We start from the raw sequence: 25,923 nt of genomic DNA, 5'->3' as shown, positions 1-25,923 counted from the left end.
CGCCGCGGTCAGCCGCCGCCAGCCGCCGCCCCGGCGGATCGGGCACGATGGACCCATGACCGATTCACAGGACCGAGAGCCCACCCCCCTCGAGCAGGCCATCGCGCGCGGCCAGGCGGGCGAGTCCGACATGACCGCAGTCCTCACCGAGTTCATCAACACGACGGTCGTGGTGCCCACCGCCACGCCCCTCACCCCCGAGACCGACCAGCTCCAGCCCGTCCTCTTCGACCGCGACGGCGTGCCCATGCTCGCCGCGTTCACGCACGAGGACCGCATCGACGAGAAGGTCACGAGCGTCGCCGACCACGTGGCCACCATCCCCGCCGCCGAGCTCGTCCAGGCGATCCCCGAAGGCACCGGCCTCGTCATCAACGTCGGCACCACCGACGGCTTCGAGATGATGCCCGAGGGCGTCGCGCAGCTCGCCGACGACGTGCGCCGCGTCATCGACCAGGACGAGGACGGCGCACCGCAGGCGCCCGCCGCGCCCTCGCCCGACGCGATCTGATCCTGCGGGTCGACCCGACCCCCGACGCCGCCGCATCCATCGGGTGCGGCGGCGTCGTCGCGTCCGGCGCGGGGGATGGACCGGTAATCGTCACACGGCGGAAACGTCCCGCTCGATATGCTGGGACGCGTAACACGGCCGCGCACGCATCGCGGGAGAGCTCCTCCGGGAGCACCGAAGGAGCAAGCCTCCCCGCCAATCTCTCAGGTCCACGTACCGCGATGCACTGGCCACTCTGAAAAGCAGCCGTCCCGCGCGGCTCGCCCACGGTGAAAGCACCGTCCTCGGACGGCGCGAAGCTCTCAGGCACATGACAGAGGGGGAGTCCCGCATCCGGCGTCCGCGTCGGTCACGACCGGAGGACTCCATGCCCGACGCACCCGCCGACACCGCGCCCGCCGCGGCCGCCGCGGCCCCGCCCCGCCGTTCCCCGCTGCACGACGTGCACGAGGCGGCCGGCGCCTCCTTCACCGACTTCGCCGGATGGCTCATGCCCGTCCGCTACACGAGCGACCTCGCCGAGCACCGCGCCGTCCGCGAGGCCGCGGGCATCTTCGACATCTCGCACATGGCCGAGATCGCGGTGGAGGGGGAGGGCGCCGCCGCGTTCCTCGACTCCGTCCTGGCGGGGAGGCTCTCCGCCATCGCCGAGTGGCAGGCGAAGTACACGCTGCTGCTGGATCCGTCGGGCGGCATCGTCGACGACCTCATCGTCTACCGCACGGGCGAGGAGTCCTTCCTCGTCGTCGCCAACGCGGGCAACCACGATCCCGTGCTCGCCGTCCTCGCGGAGGCCGCCCGGGGCCTCGACGACGTGGAGGTCGACGACGCGAGCGACGACGTCGCGCTCATCGCCGTGCAGGGCCCGGTGTCCCGCGCGATCCTCGAGGCCACCGCCGGCCTCGAGACCGAGACGCCGCTCGAGGCGCTCGGCTACTACCGCGCGACGGCCGCGCGCTTCGCGGGCCAGGACGTGCTCGTCGCCCGCACCGGATACACGGGCGAGGACGGCTACGAGCTGTACGTCGCGACCGAGGACGCCGTCGCCCTCTGGGAGGCGCTCGTCGCGGCCGGCACACCGCTCGGCCTCCTGAACACGGGCCTCGCCTGCCGCGACACCCTGCGCCTCGAGGCCGGCATGCCGCTGTACGGCCACGAGCTCGGGCTCCACACCCTGCCGGTCCAGGCCGGCCTCGGCAAGGTGGTCGCGCTCGGCAAGGAGGGCGACTTCCGCGGTCGCGCCGCCGTGGAGAAGGGCCCGGATCCCGTCGCCCGCGTGCTCGTCGGCCTCGTCACCGAGGGCCGCCGCGCGCCCCGCGCCGACTACCCCGTCTACGCCGAGGAGGCCGCGGGCGAGTCCGCAGCGGCCCTCGAGGCCGTCATGGAGGCCACCGAGGGCGCCGTCGGGCCCGTCGGCATCATCACGAGCGGCGCCCTGTCGCCCACGCTCGGCCACCCCGTCGCCATGGCGTACGTGGATCCCTCGCTCGCCGCCCCCGGCACGCGCCTGACCGTCGACGTCCGAGGCACGCGCGTGCCCGCCACCGTCGTGACCCTCCCCTTCTACTCGCGAAAGGCCCTCGCATGACCGACCAGACCAGCCTCCAGTACACCGCCGAGCACGAGTGGGTGCAGGTCGACGGCGACGTCGCGACCGTCGGCATCACCTCCTACGCCGCGGACAAGCTCGGCGACGTCGTCTTCGTCGAGCTGCCCGCGGTGGGCGACGAGCTCGCGGGCGGCGAGGTCGTCGGCGAGATCGAGTCGACCAAGTCGGTCGGCGAGCTGTTCGCGCCCATCGACGGCACGGTCACCGAGGTCAACGACGACGTCGTGGCCTCGCCCGACCTCGTCAACAGCGACCCCTTCGGCGCGGGCTGGCTCGTGAAGGTGCGCTTCGAGGCGCTCCCGACGCTCCTCAGCCACGACGAGTACGTCGCGCTGGTGGGCGAGTGACCGCCGTCGACGCCGGCACGCGCCCGGCCACCCCCGCGCCCGACGCCGCACCCGACATCGCGGAGGAGTCCTCGGCGTTCGCGCCCGGCGCGTTCGGCGCCCGCCACATCGGCATCGACTCCGAGGCCCGCGCCACCATGCTCGGGGTCCTCGGCCACGACTCGATCCCGTCGCTCCTCGCGAAGGCCGTCCCCGAGACGATCCAGGTCGACCGCTTCCGCACCGAGGGCGACTCCGTGCTGCCCGAGGCCGCCACCGAGCGCGACGCCCTCGCCGAGCTCCGCCGCATCGCGGGCCGCAACCGCGTCCGCACCTCGATGATCGGCCTCGGCTACCACGACACGATCACGCCCGCCGTCATCACCCGGAACGTGCTCGAGAACCCGAGCTGGTACACGGCCTACACGCCGTACCAGCCGGAGATCTCGCAGGGCCGCCTCGAGGCGCTCATCAACTTCCAGACGATGGTCGCGGAGCTCTCCGGGCTCGCGACCGCGAACGCGTCCATGCTCGACGAGTCCACCGCCGTGGTCGAGGGCATGCTGCTCGCGCGCCGCGCCTCGAAGGCCAAGACGAGCGTGTTCCTCATCGACGCCGACGCCCTGCCGCAGACGCGTGCGCTCCTCGACAGCCGCGCCGCCGCGCTCGGCATCGAGCTCGTCGCGCACGACCTCGCCACGGTGGATCCCGCCGAGCTGCCCGACGCGTTCGGCGCCTTCATCCAGTACCCGGCCGCCTCCGGCCGCGTCTGGGACCCGAGCGCCGTCATCGCGCGCGTGCACGCGGCGGGCGGCCTCGCGGTCGTCGCGGCCGACCTCCTCGCCCTCACGGTCATCACCTCGCCGGGCGAGCTGGGCGCGGACATCGCGGTCGGCACCTCGCAGCGCTTCGGCGTGCCCATGGGCTTCGGCGGTCCGCACGCGGGCTACCTCGCCGTGCGCGCGGGGCTCGAGCGGCAGATGCCCGGCCGCCTCGTCGGCGTCAGCCAGGACGCGGCCGGCCACCCGGCCTACCGCCTCTCGCTGCAGACGCGCGAGCAGCACATCCGCCGCGAGAAGGCCACGAGCAACATCTGCACGGCGCAGGTCCTCCTCGCCGTGATGGCGTCGATGTACGCGGTCTACCACGGGCCGAAGGGCCTCCGCGTGATCGCGCGCCAGGCGAACCGGGGCGCCCGCCGCCTCGTCCGCTCGCTCGCGACGGTCGGCGTCGAGCCGCTGCACGCCGCGTTCTTCGACACCGTGCGCGTCTCCGTTCCCGGCCGCGCCGACGAGATCCTCGCGACGGCCGCCGCGGGCGGGGTCAACCTGCTCCGCGTGGACGCCGACACGCTCGGCTTCAGCGTCGACGAGGCCACGCGCCCCGAGGACCTCGCGGTCGTCGCGCGCGCGTTCGGCGCCGAGCTCGCGGACGACGAGGGCGCGCACGGCGACCTCTCCTCGATCCCCGAGCAGTCGATCCGCACGAGCGAGTACCTCACGCACGCCGTCTTCTCCACGCACCGCTCCGAGACCGGCATGATGCGCTACCTCAAGCGCCTCTCCGACAAGGACTACGCGCTCGACCGCGGCATGATCCCGCTCGGCTCCTGCACCATGAAGCTCAACGCGGCCACCGAGATGGAGGCGGTGACCTGGCCCGAGTTCCAGGCCATCCACCCCTTCGCCCCGGCGGACGACGTCGAGGGCTACCTCGAGCTGGTCCTCCAGCTGGAGACCTGGCTCGCCGACGTGACCGGCTACGACACGGTGAGCCTCCAGCCGAACGCCGGCAGCCAGGGCGAGCTCGCGGGCCTCCTCGCGATCCGCGGCTACCACCTCGCGAACGGCGACGACGCGCGCACGGTCTGCCTCATCCCGCAGAGCGCGCACGGCACGAACGCGGCCAGCGCCGTGCTCGCCGGCATGCGCGTCGTGGTGGTCGCGTGCGACGACCTCGGCAACGTCGACCTCGACGACCTGCGCGCGAAGATCGCGAAGCACCGCGACGAGCTCGCGGGCCTCATGATCACGTACCCCTCCACCCATGGCGTGTACGAGCACGAGGTCGGCGCGATCTGCGAGGCCGTGCACGAGGCCGGCGGCCAGGTCTACGTCGACGGCGCGAACCTCAACGCCCTGCTCGGCTTCGCCCGGTTCGGCGACTTCGGCGGCGACGTCTCGCACCTCAACCTGCACAAGACGTTCTGCATCCCGCACGGCGGCGGCGGACCGGGCGTCGGCCCGGTCGCGGCGAAGGCGCACCTCGCGCCGTTCCTGCCCGGCCACCCGCAGGCGCAGTGCAACGTGCACGCGCTCGTCCAGGACGGGGTCGTGTCCACGATCGAGCACGGCGGCGCCCCGGTGTCGGCCGCGCCCTTCGGCTCCCCGAGCATCCTGCCGATCAGCTGGGCCTACGTCCGCATGATGGGCGCCGAGGGCCTCAAGCAGGCGACCGGCGCCGCGGTGCTCTCGGCGAACTACATCGCCGCGCGCCTCCGCGACCACTACCCGGTGCTCTACGCGGGGGAGGACGGCCTCGTCGCGCACGAGTGCATCCTCGACCTGCGTCCGCTCACCGCCGCGACGGGCATCACGGTGGACGACGTGGCCAAGCGCCTCGTCGACTACGGCTTCCACGCGCCGACGATGAGCTTCCCCGTCCCGGGCACGCTCATGGTCGAGCCGACGGAGAGCGAGGACCTCGCCGAGGTCGAGCGCTTCATCGCCGCGATGATCGGCATCAAGCAGGAGGCCGACTCGGTCGCCGCGGGTGAGTGGCCGGCCGACGACAACCCGCTCCGGAACGCGCCGCACACGGCCGAGTCGGTCATCGCGGGGGAGTGGACGCACGCGTACACGCGCGAGCGCGCCGTCTACCCGGTGTCGACCCTGGTGCGCGACAAGTACTGGCCGCCGGTGCGCCGCATCGACCAGGCCTACGGCGACCGCAACCTGTTCTGCGCCTGCCCGCCGCCGGAGGCGTTCGCCTGATCCGCGGCTGACTCACGCCGAACGACGCATGCACGACGAGGGCGGCGGGGCCTTCCGTTCCCGCCGCCCTCGTCGCACGTCCGGCGGCCGCCGGGCCCTAGTGCTCCGTCGCCTTCTCGGCGCCGTGCCCGGTGAGCGACCGCACGTCCATCTCGGCCGCGACGAGCGGATCCTCCTTGCGCGTGGAGGTCACCGTCCCGATCCAGCCGAGCAGGAACCCGACGGGGATCGAGACGATGCCCGGGTTGCTCAGCGGGAACCACGAGAAGTTTGCCCCCGGGATCATCGAGGTCTCCCCACCCGACACGACGGGCGAGAACGCGATGAGCAGGAGCGCCGTACCGAGCCCGCCGTACATGCTGAGCACCGCGCCCCGGGTGGAGAACCGCCGCCAGTAGAGGGAGTACAGGATGGTCGGCAGGTTCGCGCTCGCGGCCACTGCGAACGCGAGGGCCACGAGGAACGCGACGTTCTGCCCGTTGGCGCCGATGCCCGCGATGATCGAGACGATGCCGATCACCACCACCGTGATCCGCGCGACCCGCACCTCGCCGTTGGCCGAGACCTGACCCTTCTTGATGACGCTGCCGTACACGTCGTGCGCGAACGACGCGGCCGCCGTGATGGTGAGGCCCGCGACCACGGCCAGGATCGTCGCGAACGCGACCGCCGCGATGATCCCGAGCAGGATCGGCCCGCCGAGCTCGAGCGCCAGCAGGGGAGCGGCGGAGTTCACGCCGCCGGGTGCCGCGAGGATCCGCTCGCTCCCGAGCAGCGCGCCGGCGCCGTACCCGAGCACCAGGGTGAAGAGGTAGAAGACGCCGATGAGCCAGATCGCCCAGACGACGCTGCGACGCGCCTCCTTCGCGGTCGGCACCGTGTAGAAGCGCATGAGCACGTGGGGGAGGCCCGCCGTGCCGAGCACCAGCGCGAGCGCGAGCGACAGGAAGTCGAGCTTCGTGATCCCCGTGGCTCCGTACTGGTTGCCGGGCTCGAGCACGGGCTTGTCGGCCGCGGCGGCGGCGGCGCCCAGCAGGTCCGAGACGTTGAACCCGTGGATGGCGAGCACCCACACGGTCATCACGGCCGCGCCTGCGATCAGCAGGCACGCCTTGATGATCTGCACCCAGGTCGTGCCCTTCATCCCGCCGACCAGCACGTAGACGATCATCAGCGCGCCCACGACGGCGATCACGAGCGACTGCCCGAGCCGGTCGTCGATCCCGAGCAGCAGCGACACCAGCCCGCCCGCGCCCGCCATCTGCGCGAGCAGGTAGAAGAAGCAGACCGCGAGCGTGGTGGTCGCCGCCGCCAGCCGCACGGGCCGCTGCTTGAGCCGGAAGCTCAGCACGTCGGCCATCGTGAACTTGCCCGTGTTGCGCATGAGCTCGGCCACGAGCAGCAGGGCGACCAGCCACGCGACCAGGAATCCGATCGAGTAGAGGAACCCGTCGTACCCGTTGATGGCGATGGCGCCCACGATCCCGAGGAACGACGCCGCCGAGAGGTAGTCGCCCGCGATCGCCGTGCCGTTCTGCGGGCCGGTGAACGAGCGGCCGGCCGCGTAGTAGTCGGCCGCGGTCGAGTTGTTCCGGCTCGCGCGGAACACGATCACGAGCGTGATGACCACGAACGCCCCGAAGATCGAGATGTTGAGGACGGGATCGCCCGTGTCGGTGGTGGGCGTCGTCGCCATGACGGCGCCTCCCGCGGCGGTCACCGTCGGCCGCCCTTCCGGCGCTTCGGCGGCGTGGATTCGCGCGGCCCCTCGAGCGCCGCGCGCTCCCGCTCCTCCAGGTCGGCGCGGATCTCCGCGGCGATCGGATCGAACCGCGAGTTCGCCCGGCTCACGTACCAGGTGGTGATCGCGAAGGTCGTCACGAACTGCCCGAGCCCCAGCAGGATCCCGAGGTTCACGTTCCCCATGACGGGCGTGGACATGAGCTCGTGCGCGTAGTCCGAGAGCAGGACGAACGCGAAGTACCAGACGAGGAAGGCGACGGCCAGCGGGAAGACGAAGCTGCGGTGCTCGCGCTTCAGCTCGCGGAACCGGGCCGAGTCCTCGACCCCCAGGTAGTCGATGGCCGGCCGGGGGTCCCCGGACGGATGAGCGGCGTCGCCCATGAGATCTCCTCGAGATACGGCCGCACCTCGTCGTGCGGCGTTCTCAGGTTAGGCACAGGTGCGGGGGATGCGCCAGGGCCACGCCCCCGGTCCGTGCGCGAGCACCCGTCAGCCGAACAGCCCCGGCAGCAGCGCGAGCGCGACCGGGTAGCCCACGAAGCTCACGACGTCGAGGATCAGGTGCGCCACCACGAGCGGCGCGGTGCGGCCGAAGCGCACGTAGCACCAGCCGAACACCACCCCCATCACGACGTTGCCGAGGAACGGCCCGTAGCCCTGGTAGAGGTGGTAGCTCCCGCGCAGCACTGACGCCGTCAGGATGATGCTCCACGCGCCCAGCCGCCCGTGCCCCCAGCCGAGCTCGCGCAGCCGGGTGAAGAGGTAGCCGACCACGATCACCTCCTCCTGCAGCGCCGCTCGGAGGGCGACGAGCACGAGCACCGGCACGGTCCACCAGTACGAGTCGAGCGCGGTCGGCACGACATCGACCGTGATCCCGAGAGCGCGGCCGGCGAAGTACAGCCCGAGCCCGGGCACCCCGATGAGCGCCGCGAGGCCGAAGCCGGCTGCCACGTCGCGCCCCGGTCGTGCGAGGTCGAGCCCGATGCGTCGGAAGGCGCTCCTCCCCGGCTGCCACAGCAGGAAGAGCACGAGGACCACGGGCACCAGGGCCGTCGCGATGTCGAGCAGTTGGTACAGGAGGTCGAACGCCTGCCGGTCGTTCAGGCTCCGGTTGATGGTGGCGCTCTGCGAGCCGAGGGCCTCCGGGCGCGTGGACAGGTCGACGATGCGCAGCACCGAGTAGACGGCGCTCGCCCCGAGCGAGAGCCCGAGCACGATCGCGATCTCCCACCGCAGCCGCGTCCGCATGGCGCGCCGCAGCGGCAGTCGGGGAGCGCGGGCGAGGGCGGGAGCGTCGGGCACGGGCCGATCCTAGGCGCGCGATGCCGCCGGGCCGCCCGCCGGCCGGACGTGGCCGGTGAGGGCGCTGACGACGCGATCCGTCGCAGGAGGCGGTGATCACGCGCGAATCCGGCCGTCCACACGCACGGATCCGGAGCCTGACGCGCGGATCCGCGCGTCCGAGTTACCGGTATGTAACGTTTGGGCCCAGTTTTTGCAAAGACTCCCAGCCGTATCTAGGGTCATTCTTATCTGCGCGGTCGACCGCACGCACGGTGGGTCCGCGCCATTCCCATGCACAGGAGGAACCTTGAAAATCAGACGCCTTGCAGCGGCTGGTGCCGTCATCGTCTCCGGTGCCCTCGTACTCAGCGGCTGCTCTGCGCCCGCCCAGGAGTCCGAGGTCATCGCCGGCACTGAGATCACCGTGGCCTGGAACGACCCGTTCCTCGAGTACAACAACGCGTCGGCGACCGGCAACGCCACCGCCAATACGAACATCGTGTACCTGACGAACCGCGCGTTCAACTACTACGACGACGGCCCGTCGCTCGTGAAGGACACCGACTTCGGCACCTACGAGAAGGTCTCCGACGACCCGCTCGTCGTGAAGTTCACCATCAACGAGGGCGTCAAGTGGAGCGACGGCACGCCCGTCGACGCCGCGGACATGCTCCTCAACTGGGCCGCGAACACCACGAACGTCAACACGGCGAGCAGCGACGACGTCACGACGAACGAGGACGGCACGGTCTCCACCGGCGACGACCAGGTCTTCTTCAACTCCGGCGCCGTGGCGGACACCCGCCTCGGCCTCGTCACGAAGACGCCCGAGATCGGCGACGACGGCCGCAGCCTGACCTACACGTACGACCAGCCGTACGTCGACTGGGAGGTCGCGACCGGCAACGGCGTCGGCGTCTCCGCCCACGGCACCACGCAGCTCGCGTTCCCCGACGACAACCTCTCACCCGAGGACGCGAAGAAGAAGCTCATCACGGCGATCCAGGACAAGGACGCCAGCGTCCTCGCCCCGGTCTCCAAGGTCTGGAACGACGGCTACCGCTACTCGGACATGCCGTCCGAGGCGCAGAAGACCCTGAGCGACGGCGCGTACACGATCACCGACCTCAAGGCCGACCAGTACATCACCCTGACGGCCAACAAGGAGTACACCGGCGACAAGAAGCCGAAGTACGAGAAGATCACGGTCCGCTTCATCTCGGACCCGCAGGCGCAGATCCAGGCCCTCTCCAACGGCGAGGTCCAGATCGCGTCCGGTCAGCCCACGGCCGACCTCCTCCAGCAGGTCCAGGGGCTCAGCGGCATCGAGTACAAGGGCCAGGCCGAGGGCACGTACGAGCACGTCGACCTCCAGGTCACCAACGGCGGCCCGTTCGACCCCACGAAGTACGGCGGAGACGCCGAGAAGGCCAAGCTCGTCCGCCAGGCGTTCTTCAAGACGCTGCCGCGCGAGGAGATCCTCGACAAGCTGATCAAGCCCCTCCAGGAGGACGCGGAGCTCCGCAACTCGAACGTCTTCGTCCCCGGCACGCCGAACTACGAGGCCTCGGTCGAGAAGAACGGCTACAAGGACCAGGCCGTCGACATCGAGGGCGCCAAGGCGGACCTCGCACAGGCCGGCGTCACGGGCACGATCGACGCCCGCGTCATCTACGGCCAGGGCAACACGCGCCGCCAGCAGGAGTTCGAGCTCATGCGCCAGTCGGCAGCCCAGGCCGGCATCAACCTCATCGACGTGAACAGCGCCACGTGGGGTGCCGACCTCTCCAGCAAGCCCGACTCGTACGACATCGCCCTCTTCGGATGGCAGTCCACGAGCCTCGCGGTCGGCGAGTCCGGCCCGAACTACCAGACCGGTGGCATCAACAACTACTACGGCTGGTCGGACCCCGAGGTCGACGACCTCTTCAAGCAGCTGGACACCGAGACCGACACGGACAAGCAGCGCGATCTGCTCATCCAGGCCGAGACCCTCATCCAGCAGCAGGGCTGGACGACGCCGATCTTCCAGTTCCCGGGCCTCACCGCCTGGAGCGACACGGTCACGGGCGTCAAGCCGGCGTTCCTGTCCCCGACCTACTTCTGGAACTACTGGGAGTGGGCCCCGGCAGACAACGCCGCCAACTAGCACGGAAGCAATGAGCGCCGTCCCCTGAACGGGAGGGTGCGAGGGTGCCGAGGCCGCCTGGCCTCGGCACCCTCTCCATGTCCGTTGCCGATTCGTGATCCGCGGATCCGGCCGCGTATGCTCTCGTCGGGTCGGGTCACGAGCCCTGGCCGAACACAGAAAGGGACGTCGTCGCCCTGTGCTTACCTTCGTCTTGAGACGCCTCGTCGCGTCGTTCTTCGTCCTCCTGGGCGCCAGCTTCATCATCTACAACCTGGCTGCCAACTCGGGTGATCCCCTCGGTGATCTGCGCGAGAGCCCTTCGCCCAACCGCGACGCCCTCATCGCGGCCCGCACCGATCTCCTCGACCTCGACGTCCCGTCGCCGCTGCGCTACTTCATCTGGCTCGGCGGCGTGTTCAAGGTCTTCATCGGACAGATCGACCTCGGCAAGGCCATCGACGGCCGCGAGGTCAACGACCTCATCGCCAACGCCGCCGGCCAGACCATCCAGCTCGTGACGATCGCCACGATCATCGCGGTGCTCATCGGCGTCTCCATCGGCATGACGACCGCGCTCCGCCAGTACAGCGGCTACGACTACACGGTCACCTTCGCGTCGTTCCTCTTCTTCTCGCTGCCGATCTTCTTCGTCGCCGTGCTGCTGAAGCAGTACGTGGCCATCGGCTTCAACGACTTCCTCGTGAACCCGTCGATCCCGCCGATCCTCATCGTCGTCCTGTCGCTCGTGTCGGGCTTCGTCTGGATGAGCATCATCGGCGGCGACCCGAAGCCGCGCCTCATCGTGTTCGGCTCCGCGACGGTCATCACCGCCGTCGTGCTCGTCTACCTGGTGGCGACGGACTGGTTCTCCCGTCCCGGTCTCGGCATCGTCCTCATCGGCGCGCTCGGCGCACTCATCGCGGTGCTCATCACCTCGCTCTCGACCGGGCTGCGCAACCGCCGGGCGTTCTACTCGGCCCTTGGGATGGCCGTGCTCGGTGCCGCGCTCTGGTACCCGCTGCAGTATGTGCTCACGGTCTCCGCGCCCTGGTGGATCACGATCGTGCTCGTCCTCGCGTTCGCCGTGATCGGCGTGGTCCTCGGCTACGTCGTCGGCCAGAACGACAAGCCCATCGTGGCCCGCGGCGCCGGCATCACCGGTGGCCTCGTCGCGCTGCTGATCATCGTCGACCGCGTCATGCAGGTGTGGCCGGACTACGTCACCAACACCCGCGGCCGCCCCATCGCCACCGTCGGCGCGGTGACGCCGGGCCTCAACGGCTCGATCTGGCAGGGCATGCTCGACAGCTACACCCACCTCCTGCTGCCGACGATCGCGATCCTCCTCATCTCCGTCGCGAGCTACTCGCGCTACTCGCGGGCGAGCCTCCTCGAGGTCATGAACCAGGACTACGTGCGCACCGCGCGGGCCAAGGGCCTCACCGAGCGCACCGTGATCATGCGCCACGCGTTCCGCAACGCCATGATCCCGGTCGCCACCGTCATCGCCTTCGACGTGGGCGGCCTCATCGGCGGCGCGGTGATCACGGAGACGATCTTCGCCTGGAAGGGCATGGGATCCGTCTTCCAGGACGCCCTGACCAAGACCGACCTCAACCCGCTGATGGGATTCATCCTGATCACCAGCATCCTGACCGTCATCTTCAACATGCTGGCCGACATCCTGTACTCGGTCCTCGATCCTCGAATCCGGGTGAGCTGACACATGTCCAACGCACTGATGGGGAACCCCAACGACCCCCACAATGACCCGCACCTGCCCGAGGGCGGCGCCAACTCCGAGCTGACGATCGAGCAGCGGGAGATAGAGGGCCTCAGCCAGGGCACCGTCGTCCGCCGCCGGTTCCTCCGCCACAAGGGCGCCATGACCGCGCTCGTGGTGCTCCTGCTCATGGCGATCCTCGTGTACTCGTCCGTCGGCATCCAGTTCTTCGGCCTGCGCATCCCCGGCTGGTGGATGTGGGGCTACGAGGACGCGTCGCCCATCGTCAACGGCGGCAACCCGACGTGGGAGCTCCCCTTCCAGTTCGGCGCGCACCCCTTCGGCCAGGACGAGATCGGGCGCGACATCTTCGCCCGCGTCATGCGCGGCACGCAGCAGTCCATCGTCGTGATGGTGCTGTACGGCATCATCGCCGCGTTCATCGGCATCGTGATCGGGGCCGTGTCCGGCTTCTTCCGCGGACGCATCGACTCGCTGCTCATGCGCTTCACCGATCTCATCATCGTGATCCCCGTGATCGTGATCGCGGCCGTCCTCGGCCGCACCTTCGGCGGGCTCGGCGCGGTGGTGCTCGGCATCGTCCTCGGCCTCATCGGCTGGCCGTCGCTGGCCCGCCTCGTGCGCGGCGAGTTCCTGAGCCTCCGCGAGCGCGAGTTCGTCGACGCCGCGCGCGTCGCCGGCGCCTCGAACAGCCGCATCGTGTTCCGGCACATCCTGCCGAACGCCATCGGTGTGGTCATCGTCTCCACGACCCTGCTGATGAGCGCCGCGATCCTCCTCGAGGCCGCGCTGTCGTTCCTCGGGTTCGGCATCGTGAAGCCCGACGTCTCGCTCGGCCAGATCATCAACGAGTACCAGGGCGCGTTCGCGACCCGGCCGTGGCTGTTCTGGTTCCCCGGCCTGTTCATCATCATCATCGCGCTGTCGATCAACTTCATCGGCGACGGCCTGCGCGACGCGTTCGACCCGCGCCAGCGGCGCATGCCGGGCGGCCAGGGCCCCTACAAGCAGATGTTCGCGATGCTCACCGGGCGTAACCGCCGCCACCAGGGTCCGACGACCGGCGCCGGGGCCGAGGGCGTGCGCGTGCCGCCGCCCGTCGGATCCGCCCGACCGGACGCGCAGGCGGACGGCCCCGCCGACGGCCAGGCACCCGACAGCGCGGACGGCCGATGACGATCACCGACTCGCGCCGGCCGCACGGCCGGGTGCGTGCGGTCGGTCGCCCGTCAGAGCAGGCCGGTCAGCACAGTCGCGACGACGAGCACCGCGAGCACGGCGATCTCCGCCCAGTGCGTGCGGACGCGCCGTTCCTCCTCCTCGACCGGGCCGCCCAGGTGGCCAGCCTCGCGGAGCTCGGCCAGGCGCAGGCGGATCACCGTGGCCGCGTCGCCCGAGTCGGTGCGGGGGAGGTCGCCGCGGCGCGCGTCCTGCATCATGGCGCTGAGGTAGGGCTGGATCTTCTCCTCCTTCGTGGTGATGTAGGCGTTGGAGCGTCGACCGGGCGCCGGAGCGGCCCAGGCCGTGACGCGCTCGTGCGCGGTCGTGATGTTCAGGGCCCACTTGGTGTCGACCTCGCGGATCGCGGGCCACGACATCTCGTGCGTGCGGAAGACGTTGCGGATCTCGACGCCCTCGGTCGCGATGCGCACCCGCGGGTGCCAGAAGACGAGCCACGAGACGTAGGCCAGCATCACCGGGCCCCACACCGCCGTCGGCAGGAGGTCGGCCCGACCCCCGACCACGGTGCTCACGAGCACCAGGACCGCGATCGCCGAGACGATCACGGTCAGCAGGCGTCCGAACGACGGGCGGATGACGACGGGCTGATCCATGGCCACATCGTCCCACGGCCCGCGTGGACGCCCCTCGACATCCCCACTTCCAGCAGCCAGGAGGCCGCAGCATGACCGCTCACGCGAACGGGTCGGACGAGATCGTCCCCATCCTCGAGGTCTCCGGCCTCGGCGTCGACTTCTGGGTCGGCGACGAGTGGATCCCCGCGGCCATCGACCTGGACTACAAGGTCAACCCGGGCGAGGTGCTCGCGATCGTGGGCGAGTCCGGCTCCGGCAAGTCCGTGAGCTCGATGTCGCTGCTCGGGCTCCTGCCGAAGAACGGCCGGGTCCGGGGGAGCGCGAAGCTCAAGGGCGTCGAGATGGTCGGCGCCGACCAGGCCACGCTGCGGAAGGCGCGAGGCAACGACATCGCCGTGATCTTCCAGGAGCCGATGACCGCGCTCAACCCGGTGTACACGGTGGGCTTCCAGATCGTGGAGGCCCTGCGCGTCCACAACTCGATCATCCCGTCGGCCGCCAAGGTGCGCGCGCTCGAGCTGCTCAAGCTCGTCGAGATGCCGGATCCCGAGAAGGCGTTCGACTCCTACCCGCACCAGCTGTCGGGAGGTCAGCGTCAGCGCGCGATGATCGCGCAGTCGTTGTCGTGCGACCCCGACATGCTCATCGCGGACGAGCCCACGACGGCGCTCGACGTGACGATCCAGGCCGAGATCCTCGACCTGCTGCGCAGACTCCACCAGCGCCTCAACAGCGCGATCGTGATCATCACGCACGACATGGGCGTGGTGGCCGACCTCGCGACCAACGTCATCGTGATGAAGAGCGGCCGCATCGTCGAGCGCGGCTCGGTGCGCGAGATCTTCCAGTCGCCGAAGGACCCGTACACGAAGCAGCTGCTCGCGTCGGTGCCGCACCTCGGCACGGGCGAGGCGTCGCAGATCGAGGTCGTCGAGCGCACGACCGAGCCCGCCATCTCCCTCAAGGAGGTGGACATCGACTACCCGAAGCTCGGCCGCGTGCCGGCGTTCCGGGCGGTCACCGGCGCGTCCTTCGACATCCACCCCGGTGAGGTCGTCGGCGTCGTGGGCGAGTCGGGATCCGGCAAGACCACCATCGCGCGCGCCGCGGTCGGCCTCCTGCCCGTCGCGGGCGGCGAGCTCGTCGTCGCCGGACGCCGCATGACGGGCATCTCGCAGAAGGACCTCCGTGCCGTGCGCCGCGAGATCGGCATCGTGTTCCAGGACCCGGGCTCCTCGCTCAACCCGCGCTGGCCCATCGGCCAGAGCATCGGCGAGCCGCTCGAGCTCTCGGGGCAGTTCTCGAAGAAGCAGCAGAGCGACCGCGTCGAGGAGCTCCTCGAGCAGGTCGAGCTGCCCCGCAGCTTCCGCAACCGCTACCCGAACGAGCTCTCCGGCGGCCAGCGACAGCGCGTCGGCATCGCACGCGCGCTCGCGCTCCGGCCCAAGGTGCTCGTGGCCGACGAGCCCACCTCGGCGCTCGACGTGTCGGTGCAGGCCCGCGTGCTCGCGCTGCTGCAGGAGATCCAGAAGGAGCTCCAGTTCGCGTGCCTCTTCGTGAGCCACGACCTCGCGGTGGTCGACCTGCTCGCCGACCGCATCGTCGTGATGAACCACGGCAAGATCGTGGAGCAGGGGCCGACCGAGTCGATCCTCCGGAACCCGCAGCACCCGTACACGCAGAAGCTCATCGCCGCGGTCCCGCTGCCGGATCCCGACCAGCAGCAGGAGCGCCGCGAGCTCCGCGAGGCGCTGCGGGACCAGCAGCCGCCCGCGGCCTGATCCGCCCGCACGACCCGGCCCGCCGTCCGACGCACCCCCTCGCGGGGGCGCTCGGGCGGCGGGCCTCGTCGTGCCGCTCGCGTAGGATCGACGGCGATGGACAGCGACACGCGAGGCCCCGGGGCCGCCAGAGCCCGGCGCCCGCGAGGGATCCGCCGGGCCGTCCGGGGCGCATCCGCCGCCGTCGCGCTGGCGCTCGTCGCCGGCCTCGCCGCCTGCTCGCCGACCACCGGGATGGTGGCCGACACCGAGATCCGCGCCGCGGTCCCCACCTCCTTCACCTCCTACAACGCGGCGTCGCGCACGGGTGGCACCGAGGGCAACCGGGAGATCGTGCACGCGACGAACTCGCGGTTCTCCGAGGTCGCCGCGGACGGCAGCGTCGCCGCCGACCCGGGCTACGGGACCGCGAAGGTCGTCTCGCGCGATCCGTTCACGGTCGAGTACACCGTCGCCGAGGGCGTCCGCTGGTCCGACGGCGAGCCCGTCGACGCGGCGGACCTCCTGCTGGCCTGGGCCGCCGGATCCGGCGCGCTCGACACCCCCGGGTTCGACCCGTCCGGCTACGTGGACGAGACGACGGGCGGCTACACGGGTCCGCTGCCGGAGCAGACCGTCTACTTCGACGCGGCCGCGGACGAGACGCTCTCGCACGTCACCCGCACGCCCGAGATCGGGGACGGCGGCCGGTCGATCACCATGGTCTTCGACGAGTACGCGCCCGACTGGCGGCTCGCCTTCGAGGTGGGCCTGCCCGCGCACAGCGTGGCGCAGCTCGCGCTCGACATGTCGAGCCCCGGCCGCGCGAAGCAGACGCTCGTGGACGCCGTGCAGGATCGCGCGCCCGAGCTCCTCTCGCCCATCTCCGACGCGTGGAACCGCGGGTTCGGCGTGGCGGAGATCGCCGCGCACCCGGATCGCGCCGTGGGCTCCGGCCCGTACGCCATCGAGTCGATCGACCCGGGGACCTCCATCACGCTGCGCGCCAACCGCTTCTACACGGGCCTGCACCGCCCGTCGGTCGAGCGCATCGTCGTGTCCACGATCGAGGATCCCGGCGCCGCCGTCGCCGCGCTCCAGGCGGGCGAGGTCGACGTCATCGCGCCCGAGGCGGACGCGGAGGTGTCCGACGCGCTGTCCGGGATCGCCGGCGTGCAGGTCGTGCGCGGATCCTCCGACTCGTGGGAGCGGCTCGACCTGCAGACCCTCGGCGCGCGCGACCCGGCCATGTCGGACGTCGCGGTCCGCACCGCGTTCCTGTCCACCGTCCCGCGTGACGCGATCGTCCGCCAGGCCGCGCTGCCGGCGGATCCCGACGCCACGACGCGCGACTCCTTCGTGCTCGCTCCCGGATCCGACGGCTACGACGACCAGGTGCGCGCCAACGGGTCCAGCCGCTTCGACGACGTCGACATCGACGAGGCGCGGCAGCTGCTCGCGTCGGTCGGCCGCTCGGCGCCCGAGGTCTGCGTGCTCTACGACCCCGCCGACCCCCGCCGCGTGGCCGCGTTCGACGCCATCCGCGACTCCGCCGAGAAGGCCGGCTTCGTCGTGACCGACTGCTCGACCCCGCAGTGGGAGAGCGTGCTCGACCAGCCCGGCGCCTACGACGTCGCGCTCCTCTCCTCCCGGGACGCGTACCCGTCCGTCGCCGGGATCCGCGCCGCGCACGAGGCCCGCGCCGACGCCCGCGACGGGCAGGCGACGGCCGACCCCGACGTCGCGTCCCTCTTCGCGTCGCTCAGCCGCACCGAGGACGCCGATGCGCGCGACGAGCTCCTCCTCCGCCTGGACCGCCGCATGTACGGCGACCGCGCCGGCCTGCCGCTCTACCAGCTGCCCGCGCTCGCAGCAGCGCGCGACGGCATCGGCGGGGTCCAGGTGTCGCCGCACCAGGCCGGGATCCTCGACGACGCGTGGCGCTGGACGCTGTCACGCGACGCTCCCTGACCCGGTTTGCATCGGCACGGTAGGCTGGTGATCGCTGGGAATAGCAGACGGCGGCTCTTCGCCCTCCTCCCTTGATGACAAGGCCGGCACCCTCTCCACTGAAGGACAGCACTATGGCGCTAGTCGCGCGCAACGACCTCCGCAATGTGGCCATCGTGGCCCACGTCGACCACGGCAAGACCACGCTCGTCGACGCCATGCTCAAGCAGACGAACTCGTTCGACGCCCACTTCGAGGGCGAGGACCGCATGATGGACTCGAACGACCTCGAGCGCGAGAAGGGCATCACGATCCTCGCGAAGAACACCGCGGTGCTCTACAACGGGAAGCACGCGGACGGCTCGCCCATCGTCATCAACGTGATCGACACCCCGGGCCACGCCGACTTCGGCGGCGAGGTCGAGCGCGGCCTGTCCATGGTCGACGGCGTCGTGCTCCTCGTCGACGCGTCCGAGGGCCCGCTGCCCCAGACGCGCTTCGTGCTCCGCAAGGCGCTCGAGGCGAAGCTGCCCGTGATCCTCCTGGTCAACAAGACCGACCGCCCCGACGCGCGCATCGACGAGGTCGTGGCCGAGAGCCAGGACCTGCTCCTCGGCCTCGCCTCCGACATGTCGGACGAGCACCCGGACCTCGACCTCGACGCGATCCTCGACGTGCCCGTCGTCTACGCCTCCGGCCGCAACGGCGCCGCGAGCGCCAACAAGCCGGAGAACGGCACGCTGCCGGACAACGACGACCTCGAGCCGCTCTTCAAGGCGATCCTCGACCACGTCCCGGCGCCCACCTACGACGACCAGCACCCGCTGCAGGCCCACGTCACCAACCTCGACGCGTCGCCGTTCCTCGGCCGCCTCGCCCTCCTGCGCGTCTTCAACGGCACGCTGAAGAAGGGCCAGCAGGTCGCCTGGGTCAAGCACGACGGCACCGTCAAGAACGTGAAGATCACCGAGCTCCTCATCACGAAGGCGCTCGACCGCTTCCCGACCGAGTCCGCAGGCCCCGGCGACATCGTCGCCGTCGCCGGCATCGAGGACATCACGATCGGCGAGACGCTCGCCGACCCGGACGACGTCCGCCCGCTGCCCACCATCACGGTGGACGACCCGGCCATCTCGATGACCATCGGCACCAACACCTCGCCGATGATCGGCAAGGTCAAGGGCCACAAGCTCACCGCCCGCATGGTCAAGGACCGCCTCGACCGCGAGCTCATCGGAAACGTCTCCATCAAGCTGGTCGACATCGGCCGCCCGGACGCCTGGGAGATCCAGGGCCGCGGCGAGCTCGCGCTCGCGATCCTCGTGGAGCAGATGCGCCGCGAGGGCTTCGAGCTCACCGTGGGCAAGCCGCAGGTGGTCGTCAAGCAGGTCGACGGCAAGGTGCACGAGCCCTACGAGCACCTCACCATCGACTCGCCCGAGGAGTACCTCGGCGCGATCACGCAGCTCCTCGCCGCCCGCAAGGGCCGCATGGAGGGCATGAGCAACCACGGCACCGGCTGGGTCCGCATGGAGTTCGTCGTCCCGTCGCGCGGCCTCATCGGCTTCCGCACGGAGTTCCTCACGATCACGCGCGGCGCGGGCATCGCCAACGCCGTGTCGCACGGCTACGAGCAGTGGGCGGGCGAGATCACGACCCGCGTCAACGGCTCGATCGTCGCGGACCGCTCCGGCGTCGCCACCCCGTTCGCCATGGTGGCCCTGCAGGAGCGCATGTCGTTCTTCGTGGAGCCGACCCAGGAGGTCTACGAGGGCATGGTCGTGGGCGAGAACTCGCGCGCCGACGACATGGACGTGAACATCACGAAGGAGAAGCAGCTGACCAACATGCGTCAGTCCACCTCCGACTCCTTCGAGCGCATGACGCCGTCGCGGCGCCTGACGCTCGAGGAGTGCCTCGAGTTCGCCCGCGAGGACGAGTGCGTGGAGGTCACGCCCGAGTTCGTCCGCATCCGCAAGGTCGAGCTCGACGCGAACGCCCGACAGCGCAAGACGTCGCGACTGAAGAAGCAGAACGCGTAACGCAGCATGACCCCGACGAGCCCGTCCGCCAGGTCCCTCCGCAGGAGGGGGCTCGCGGCCGGGCTCGTCCTCGTCCCCGCCCTCGCCCTCACCGGGTGCAGCCAGGTGGGCGAGGTCGTCCGCGACGCCGCCCACGAGGGCGCGAAGCAGGTGCGCCACAGCGTCGAGGACGTCATCGGCGACACGCTCGGCAAGGTCCAGGTGTCGACGGACGGCCATGTGCCGCCCTCGTTCCCGACGGACGCCGTGCCCTTCGCCGAGGGCGAGCTGCTCGGCGGGGGAGCGGCCCCCGAGGACGCCGGCTGGGTGGCGCAGGTCGCCGTGCCGGACGTCGAGGGCGGGTTCGCCGATGCCCGGGCGCGCCTCGAGGCCGCGGGCTACGCGTCGAGCGACGTGGCGACCGACGCGCAGAGCGGCTACGGGCGGTTCACGACCGACGCGTACTCCGTCATCGTCACGGTCTCAGCCGACCCCGGATCCCCGGTCGCCACGTACGTGGTGATGCCCGCGGGCTGAGACCCGCGGCCCTCGGGCCCGCCCGGCGGCGCGCGCCGGATCAGGACGCGAAGAGCGTCTCCCCGACGTAGCCGTCGCGCGAGGCGCCCGGCGGCACCGCCCAGATCCCGCTGCCCACGTGCCGCAGGTACTCGTTCATCGCATCGCGGGAGAGGCTCCGCTGGATGGGGATGAACTGCGTGCGCGGATCCCGCTGGAACGCCAGGAAGAACAGGCCAGCGTTGAGGCGGCCGAGGTCGTCGTTGCCGTCGACGAAGTTGTAGCCGCGGCGGAGCAGCACCGCGCCGTCGTTCGCGTCCGGGTGCGCGAGGCGCACGTGCGAGGCGGGGTCGATGAGCGGTGCGTCGCCGCGTCCGGTTGCGTGGAAGTCGGGCGCGGTCATCTCGGTGCCGCCGCTGAGGGGTGCGCCGGATCCCTTCGTGCGACCGACCACGCGCTCCTGCTCGCGGAGGGAGGAGCGGTCCCAGGTCTCGATCGTCATGCGGATCCGGCGCGCGACGAGGTAGGAGCCGCCCTGCATCCACGCCTCGGCGGGGGCGGATCCCGTGTCGGCCCAGACGTGGTCCTCGACCTGACGCGTGTCCTCGGACTTCACGTTCGCGGTACCGTCCTTGAAGCCGAACAGGTTCCGCGGCGTGACCTGGGCGCGGCTCGTCGACGAGGTGCGGCCGAAGCCGAGCTGCGACCACCGGATGGACGCGCGGCCGAACGCGATGCGGGAGAGGTTGCGGATCGCGTGCACGGCCACCTGCGGGTCGTCGCTGCAGGCCTGGACGCAGAGGTCGCCGCCCGTGGCCTGCGGCACGAGGGCCTCGCCGGGGAAGCGCGGCAGGTCGACGAGCGCGGCGGGCCGGCGGTCGGCGATGCCGAAGCGGTCGACGCCGTCGGCGGTCGTGAACAGCGACGGGCCGAAGCCGAACGTGATGGTGAGGCCGGCGGGCGGCAGGTCGAGCGCCTCGCCCGTGTCGTCGGGCGGGGAGTCGTACGGCCCGTCGACCGCGCCGAGCGCGCCCGCGGATCCGCCTGCCGTCATGCGCGCGGCCGCGGCGCTCCAGTCCTGCAGGAGCGAGATCAGGCCCGCACGATCGATGTCGGCGACGTCGAACGCGGCGAAGTGCAGGCGGTCCTGGGCGGGCGTCGTGATCCCGGCCTGGTGCGCGCCGTGGAACGCGTACGTGGCGCCGCCCGCGGCCTGGCGCGCGCCCGCGAAGGCGCGATCGGCCATGACGCCGCCCGCGGAGCCGACCAGGCCGCCGCCGAGCGCGCCCGCGCCGAGGATGCCGAGGATCCCGCGGCGGGAGATGCCGGCGGACGCCGGGGTCGTGGGGGCGTCGGCGGCCGCCGTGGTCTCGTGATCCGTCATCAGCCGACGAGCGCGCCGGTGAGCTTCGACAGCGGCTCGGCCAGCGCGTTGACGCCGTCCGCGAGGCCCTTGACCTGCTCGGTGGTCAGCTTGTCGTAGGTGGTGAAGCCCTCGTCGAGGGATCCGTACGCGGCGAGCTCCTTCTCGAGCGACGCGAACTGCGCGTCGAGCGTGGCCACGAGCTGCGGGTCCTTGGGCTCGACGATGTCGCGGACGCCCTCGTACGCGACGCGCGCGCCCTCGAGGTTCGCCTGGAAGTCCCAGAGGTCGGTGTGCGACCAGATCTCCTCCTCGCCGGTGATCTTGCCGGAGGCGACCTCGTCCATCAGCCCTACGGCGCCGTTGGAGACCGTGGAGATGTCGACCGAGAAGCCGTCCGCGTGCACCGCGTCGTAGAGCTTCTGCGTGTCCGCGGTCAGCTCCTGGGCGAAGTGCGCGCGATCCGCGGCGCCGAGCGACGTGTAGACGTCGCCGCCGTTCGCGTCGGGCGATGGCTGCCAGAGGTCCTTCTCGATGCGGTGCCACCCGGTCCACTCGGTGCCGGGCTCGACGTCGGCCTCGCGGAAGTCGATTTCCGGGTCGAGGTCGCCGAAGGACTCCGCGACCGGCTCGACGCGCTCGTAGTACGCGCGGGCGGTGGGGTAGAGCGTGCGCGCCCTGTCGTCGTCGCCCGCGAGGTACGCGTCCGCGAATTCCTGCGTGGCCGGGAGGAGGCGGCCGACCTGGTCCTTGACGTAGGCGAGGTAGGCGGCGGCCGCGTCCTGGCCCTGCTGCTCCGCGTCGCCCGCGAGCGCGACCTGGTCGCCCGTGACCGTGAAGGGCGCGCGGCCGACGCCGTCGCCGACCATGCCGGGCTTGCACACGGTGTAGTAGCTGCCGGGCTGGGCGGTGAGCACGAGGTCGCGCTCGATCCCGGGGCTCACGTTCTCGACCTCGCCGACGATGCGCAGGCCGTCGTCCGCGAGCAGGTAGAACTCGGTCACCTGGTCGGTGGAGTTGGTGACGTGGAACGAGACCGTGCCGCTGGGCGCGGTCGCGGCGGACACGGCGCACGCGTCGGCGGAGCTGTCGACCGTGAGCTGCGTGACGCCGGAGTCGGCGCCCGCGGCACCCGCACCGGCGTCGGCGGATCCCGTCGGGGTGTTCGCGACGCAGCCGGAGAGGGCGAGGGCGGCCCCGGCGAGCAGGGCGGCGGCGGCGAGGGTCGAGCGCTTCATGTGTCCTCGGGGGAGCGGGCCGGCGGTGCCGGCGGTGGATGGGGAGGAGAGCGGGAGGTGCGGGGAGCTGCGGGGAGCCGACGGGTCAGCGGGCGGCGGGCGCGTCCGCGACGCGGGCCGGGTCGCCGTCAACGGGCTCCGGAGCGGGCGCGGGAGCGGCGTCGGGCGCCGACGCGGACGGCGCCGCGACGGACGTCGCCGGGCGCGCCCGGCGTCCCCGCCGCGCGAGCCGGAGGTACACGGTGAGCGTGGGCACGACGTACAGCACCCATGTGACCGCCTCGAGCCAGGTGGTGGCGGGGGAGAAGTTGACGGTGCCCTTGAGGAGCGTGCCGTACCAGGATCCGGGCGGGACGGCGCCGGAGACGTCGAACGCGAGCGCGCCGAGACCGGGGAGGATGCCCGCCTCCTGCAGGTCGTGCACGCCGTATGCGAGCACGCCGCCGGCCACGACGATGAGGAGCGCGCCGGTCCAGGTGAAGAAGCGCGCGAGGTCGATGCGGAGCACGCCGCGGTAGACGAGCCAGCCGAGCGCGACCGCGGTGACGAGCCCGAGGGCCGCGCCGACGAGCGGCACGGTGGTGGCGCCCGTGGCCTGCACGGCCGACCAGAGGAACAGGGCCGTCTCGATCCCCTCGCGGCCGACGGCGAGGAAGGCGACGGCGACGAGGCCCCACGCCGCGCCGGCGATGGCCCGGTCGACGGCGCCCTGCAGCTCGGAGCGCATGTCCTTCGCGGTGCGCAGCATCCAGAACACCATCCAGGTGACGAGGCCCGTCGCGACGATGGAGAGGGATCCGCCGATGGCCTCCTGCGCCTCGAACGTGAGGCCGTAGGCGCCGTAGGTGAGGAGCGCGCCGACGGACAGGGCGAGGAGGACCGCGAGCCCGACGCCGAGCCAGAGCCGGCCGAGCACGTCGCGGCGGCCGATCTTGACGACGTAGGCGATGAGGATGGTGACGACCAGCGCGGCCTCGAGGCCCTCGCGCAGGCCGATCAGGTAGTTCGCGAACACGCGTGCGCCTCTCCGGGCGGCGGACGCGACGGGACGCGTCCTATTGCTGGTGTGGGGAAAAGTAGGTGAGGCTAGCCTTACCTCGTGAACAGTAGCGCGGGGGCGGGATCGCGTCCAGTCGCCCGTCCCGGGCGGGCGCCCAGGGAGCGGCGCGCGGCCCGCGGCTAGGATCGCCGGATGACATCCGGCACGTCCCGACGCCCCGATCGGGCCGCCCGCACCGCCCGTCCCGCGCGCGAGCACGTCCTCTTCGTGCACGCCCACCCCGACGACGAGAGCATCGTCACGGGCGGCACCATCGCGAGGCTCGTGCGCGACGGCGTGCCCGTCACCGTCCTCACGTGCACGCGCGGGGAGCGCGGCGACGTGATCCCCGACGAGCTCCGCCACCTGGAGGGCGACCTGCGCGCGCTCGCCGACCACCGGGAGACCGAGCTGGCCGACGCGATGGCCGCGCTCGGCGTCGCCGACCACCGCTTCCTCGGGGATCCGGATGCCCGCTGGAAGGGCCTCGATCCCCGCCGCTACGTCGACTCGGGCATGGAGTGGGGCGACGACGGCGTGCCCGTGGCGCTGCGGCCGCTCGATCCCGACTCGCTGTGCGCGGGCGACGAGGCCGACGAGGCGCGCGACGTGCTCGCCGTCATCGCCGACGTGGACGCCACTTGCGTCATCACCTACGACGACCACGGCGGCTACGGCCACCCCGACCACGTGCGCACGCACGTCATCGCGACCTGGGCGGCCGAGGAGGCGGGGATCCCCGCGTACCTCATCACCACGACCGGGTCCTCGGCGCGCGAGGCGCACGAGCTCGTGGCCGCGCGGGGGCGCTTCCCCGCGCCCGACGCGCATCCGGCCGGGACGCTCGTGCTGGCGGACGACCGGGTCGACCTCGCCGTGGACGCGTCCGAGGTGCTCGACGCGAAGATCCGCGCGATCGCCGCGCACCGCACGCAGACCGTCGTCGACGGCGACCAGTTCGCCCTCTCCCACGGCATCGGGGCGCCCATCGCGCCCGTCGAGCTCTTCCGGCTGCACCGGCCGGCCGGCGCCGCCGAGGACGACGGGAGCCCGCGTCCCCCGCGCGGTGCGCAGCGGATCGGCACGGCGGTCGCGTCGCTCGTGCTCGGCCTGCTCGTGGGCGCGGTCGCCACTGCCGCGCACCGGGCGACCCTGCCGGTGGGCGGGATCGCGCTGCCGGTCGGCCTCGTGCTCGCGCTCGCGACGCTCGCGTGCCTGCTGGTCGCGTTCCGCCTGCTCCTCGTCGACCGCCTGCACGCGCTCTGCCTCGGGCTCGGCGTGATCGCGGCGGTCGCGGTCCTCGGCACGCGCGGGCCGAGCGGATCCGTGCTGTTCCCCGACGACGGCCTGAGCCAGGTGTGGGCGATCGCGCCCGCGATCCTCGTCGCCGCCGTGGTCGTGTGGCCGCGGTTCTCGACGCGCGCGCCGGGCGCGGATGCCCGCCCGGATGCCGCCGCCGTCGCGGGATCCGACGCCCCGGCCCCGGCCGGGACCGGTCCGCGCGCCGCGTAGACTCGTCGGGCCGCACCGCTCCCGGAAGGACCCGCCCGAAGTGACCTACGTCATCGCCCTGCCCTGTGTCGACGTCAAGGACCGCGCCTGCATCGACGAGTGCCCGGTCGACTGCATCTACGAGGGCGAGCGGAGCCTCTACATCCACCCGGACGAGTGCGTGGACTGCGGTGCGTGCGAGCCGGTCTGCCCGGTCGAGGCGATCTACTACGAGGACGACCTGCCCGAGAAGTGGTCGGACTACTACACCGCCAACGTCGAGTTCTTCGCCGAGATGGGATCCCCGGGCGGCGCGACCAAGGTCGGCGTCACCGCGGGCGACCACCCCGTCATCGCCGCGCTCCCCATCCAGAACGGCTGACG

Annotated in this window: 20 protein-coding genes and 2 riboswitches; of the genes, 13 read left to right on the top strand and 7 right to left on the bottom strand. The window is 71.6% G+C overall.

The features are described from left to right. Window positions 1-55: 55 nt before the first annotated feature. The 4 genes from FGD68_RS13430 (at window position 56) to gcvP (ending at window position 5,439) form a co-directional block, all read left to right on the top strand. Window positions 56-511 (top strand): SseB family protein, encoded by a 456-nt coding sequence (locus FGD68_RS13430; protein WP_104237184.1) that lies wholly within the window; start codon window positions 56-58, stop codon window positions 509-511. Between the two features lie 142 nt (window positions 512-653). Next, window positions 654-740: riboswitch (glycine riboswitch) on the top strand. A gap of 1 nt (window position 741) precedes the next feature. Further along, a riboswitch (glycine riboswitch) is annotated at window positions 742-835 on the top strand. Between the two features lie 43 nt (window positions 836-878). Then, the gene (gene gcvT / locus FGD68_RS13425; RefSeq protein ID WP_119372620.1) at window positions 879-2,099 is read left to right on the top strand and encodes a glycine cleavage system aminomethyltransferase GcvT; all 1,221 of its coding nucleotides are present in this window, start codon (window positions 879-881) and stop codon (window positions 2,097-2,099) included. Continuing rightward, window positions 2,096-2,467 (top strand): glycine cleavage system protein GcvH, encoded by a 372-nt coding sequence (gene gcvH, locus FGD68_RS13420; RefSeq protein ID WP_043588545.1) that lies wholly within the window; start codon window positions 2,096-2,098, stop codon window positions 2,465-2,467. Before gcvT ends, gcvH begins: the two co-directional genes overlap by 4 nt. Continuing rightward, window positions 2,464-5,439 carry an aminomethyl-transferring glycine dehydrogenase gene (gene gcvP, locus FGD68_RS13415; protein ID WP_119372621.1) on the top strand — a complete coding sequence of 992 codons (2,976 nt, stop codon included), beginning with the start codon at window positions 2,464-2,466 and terminating at the stop codon, window positions 5,437-5,439. Before gcvH ends, gcvP begins: the two co-directional genes overlap by 4 nt. A gap of 97 nt (window positions 5,440-5,536) precedes the next feature. Here gcvP and FGD68_RS13410 read toward each other — a convergent pair whose 3' ends face one another. From FGD68_RS13410 to FGD68_RS13400, 3 genes are all read right to left on the bottom strand, one after another. Beyond that, window positions 5,537-7,135, bottom strand: coding sequence for a solute symporter family protein (locus tag FGD68_RS13410; RefSeq protein WP_182480890.1), 1,599 nt, complete (start codon window positions 7,133-7,135; stop codon window positions 5,537-5,539). Window positions 7,136-7,155: 20 nt separating this feature from the next. Further along, the gene (locus FGD68_RS13405) at window positions 7,156-7,563 is read right to left on the bottom strand and encodes a DUF485 domain-containing protein (RefSeq protein WP_119372623.1); all 408 of its coding nucleotides are present in this window, start codon (window positions 7,561-7,563) and stop codon (window positions 7,156-7,158) included. Between the two features lie 108 nt (window positions 7,564-7,671). Continuing rightward, window positions 7,672-8,487, bottom strand: coding sequence for a CPBP family intramembrane glutamic endopeptidase (locus FGD68_RS13400; RefSeq protein ID WP_119372624.1), 816 nt, complete (start codon window positions 8,485-8,487; stop codon window positions 7,672-7,674). A gap of 289 nt (window positions 8,488-8,776) precedes the next feature. On the opposite strand from FGD68_RS13400, the gene FGD68_RS13395 reads away from it, so the two are divergent. From FGD68_RS13395 to FGD68_RS13385, 3 genes are all read left to right on the top strand, one after another. Continuing rightward, complete coding sequence (locus FGD68_RS13395) at window positions 8,777-10,618, top strand: ABC transporter family substrate-binding protein (protein WP_119372625.1); 1,842 nt, start codon at window positions 8,777-8,779, stop codon at window positions 10,616-10,618. Window positions 10,619-10,796: 178 nt separating this feature from the next. Then, entirely contained in the window at window positions 10,797-12,323 is a 1,527-nt protein-coding gene (locus FGD68_RS13390) for an ABC transporter permease (RefSeq protein WP_119372626.1), read from the top strand. Between the two features lie 3 nt (window positions 12,324-12,326). Continuing rightward, window positions 12,327-13,520 carry an ABC transporter permease gene (locus FGD68_RS13385; protein ID WP_237609559.1) on the top strand — a complete coding sequence of 398 codons (1,194 nt, stop codon included), beginning with the start codon at window positions 12,327-12,329 and terminating at the stop codon, window positions 13,518-13,520. Window positions 13,521-13,573: 53 nt separating this feature from the next. Here the strand turns inward: FGD68_RS13385 and FGD68_RS13380 are convergent, their stop codons facing one another. Further along, window positions 13,574-14,179, bottom strand: a complete 606-nt coding sequence (locus FGD68_RS13380) for a PH domain-containing protein (RefSeq protein ID WP_119373705.1) — start codon at window positions 14,177-14,179, stop codon at window positions 13,574-13,576. Between the two features lie 71 nt (window positions 14,180-14,250). Between FGD68_RS13380 and FGD68_RS13375 the strand changes: the two genes are divergently transcribed. From FGD68_RS13375 to FGD68_RS13360, 4 genes are all read left to right on the top strand, one after another. Continuing rightward, window positions 14,251-15,942 (top strand): ABC transporter ATP-binding protein, encoded by a 1,692-nt coding sequence (locus FGD68_RS13375; RefSeq protein ID WP_119373704.1) that lies wholly within the window; start codon window positions 14,251-14,253, stop codon window positions 15,940-15,942. Between the two features lie 96 nt (window positions 15,943-16,038). Next, window positions 16,039-17,892 carry an ABC transporter family substrate-binding protein gene (locus tag FGD68_RS13370; RefSeq protein WP_237609558.1) on the top strand — a complete coding sequence of 618 codons (1,854 nt, stop codon included), beginning with the start codon at window positions 16,039-16,041 and terminating at the stop codon, window positions 17,890-17,892. Window positions 17,893-18,005: 113 nt separating this feature from the next. Further along, entirely contained in the window at window positions 18,006-19,913 is a 1,908-nt protein-coding gene (gene typA, locus FGD68_RS13365) for a translational GTPase TypA (protein ID WP_104237172.1), read from the top strand. A 6-nt stretch (window positions 19,914-19,919) separates the two neighbouring features. Next, entirely contained in the window at window positions 19,920-20,429 is a 510-nt protein-coding gene (locus FGD68_RS13360) for a hypothetical protein (RefSeq protein ID WP_104237171.1), read from the top strand. 40 nt (window positions 20,430-20,469) lie between these two features. Here FGD68_RS13360 and efeB read toward each other — a convergent pair whose 3' ends face one another. The 3 genes from efeB to efeU form a co-directional block, all read right to left on the bottom strand. Next, window positions 20,470-21,792: an iron uptake transporter deferrochelatase/peroxidase subunit gene (gene efeB, locus FGD68_RS13355; protein ID WP_237609557.1), complete on the bottom strand. Its 1,323-nt coding sequence runs from the start codon at window positions 21,790-21,792 to the stop codon at window positions 20,470-20,472. Next, window positions 21,792-23,009, bottom strand: coding sequence for an iron uptake system protein EfeO (gene efeO, locus FGD68_RS13350; RefSeq protein WP_119373011.1), 1,218 nt, complete (start codon window positions 23,007-23,009; stop codon window positions 21,792-21,794). The genes efeB and efeO overlap by 1 nt, the downstream gene beginning before the upstream one ends. Before the next feature lie 85 nt (window positions 23,010-23,094). After that, on the bottom strand, window positions 23,095-24,024 hold the full coding sequence (efeU, locus tag FGD68_RS13345; RefSeq protein WP_119373012.1) for an iron uptake transporter permease EfeU: 930 nt from the start codon (window positions 24,022-24,024) through the stop codon (window positions 23,095-23,097). A gap of 177 nt (window positions 24,025-24,201) precedes the next feature. Between efeU and FGD68_RS13340 the strand changes: the two genes are divergently transcribed. Next, window positions 24,202-25,560, top strand: coding sequence for a PIG-L family deacetylase (locus FGD68_RS13340; RefSeq protein ID WP_119373013.1), 1,359 nt, complete (start codon window positions 24,202-24,204; stop codon window positions 25,558-25,560). Between the two features lie 40 nt (window positions 25,561-25,600). After that, window positions 25,601-25,921 carry a ferredoxin gene (gene fdxA, locus FGD68_RS13335; RefSeq protein WP_012299507.1) on the top strand — a complete coding sequence of 107 codons (321 nt, stop codon included), beginning with the start codon at window positions 25,601-25,603 and terminating at the stop codon, window positions 25,919-25,921. The last annotated feature ends 2 nt before the right edge of the window (window positions 25,922-25,923 follow it).

Source organism: Clavibacter californiensis, assembly GCF_021952865.1.
Classification (GTDB): domain Bacteria; phylum Actinomycetota; class Actinomycetes; order Actinomycetales; family Microbacteriaceae; genus Clavibacter; species Clavibacter californiensis.
Note: the sequence above shows the minus strand (reverse complement) of the source record. Positions and strands in the feature narration are given on the sequence as shown.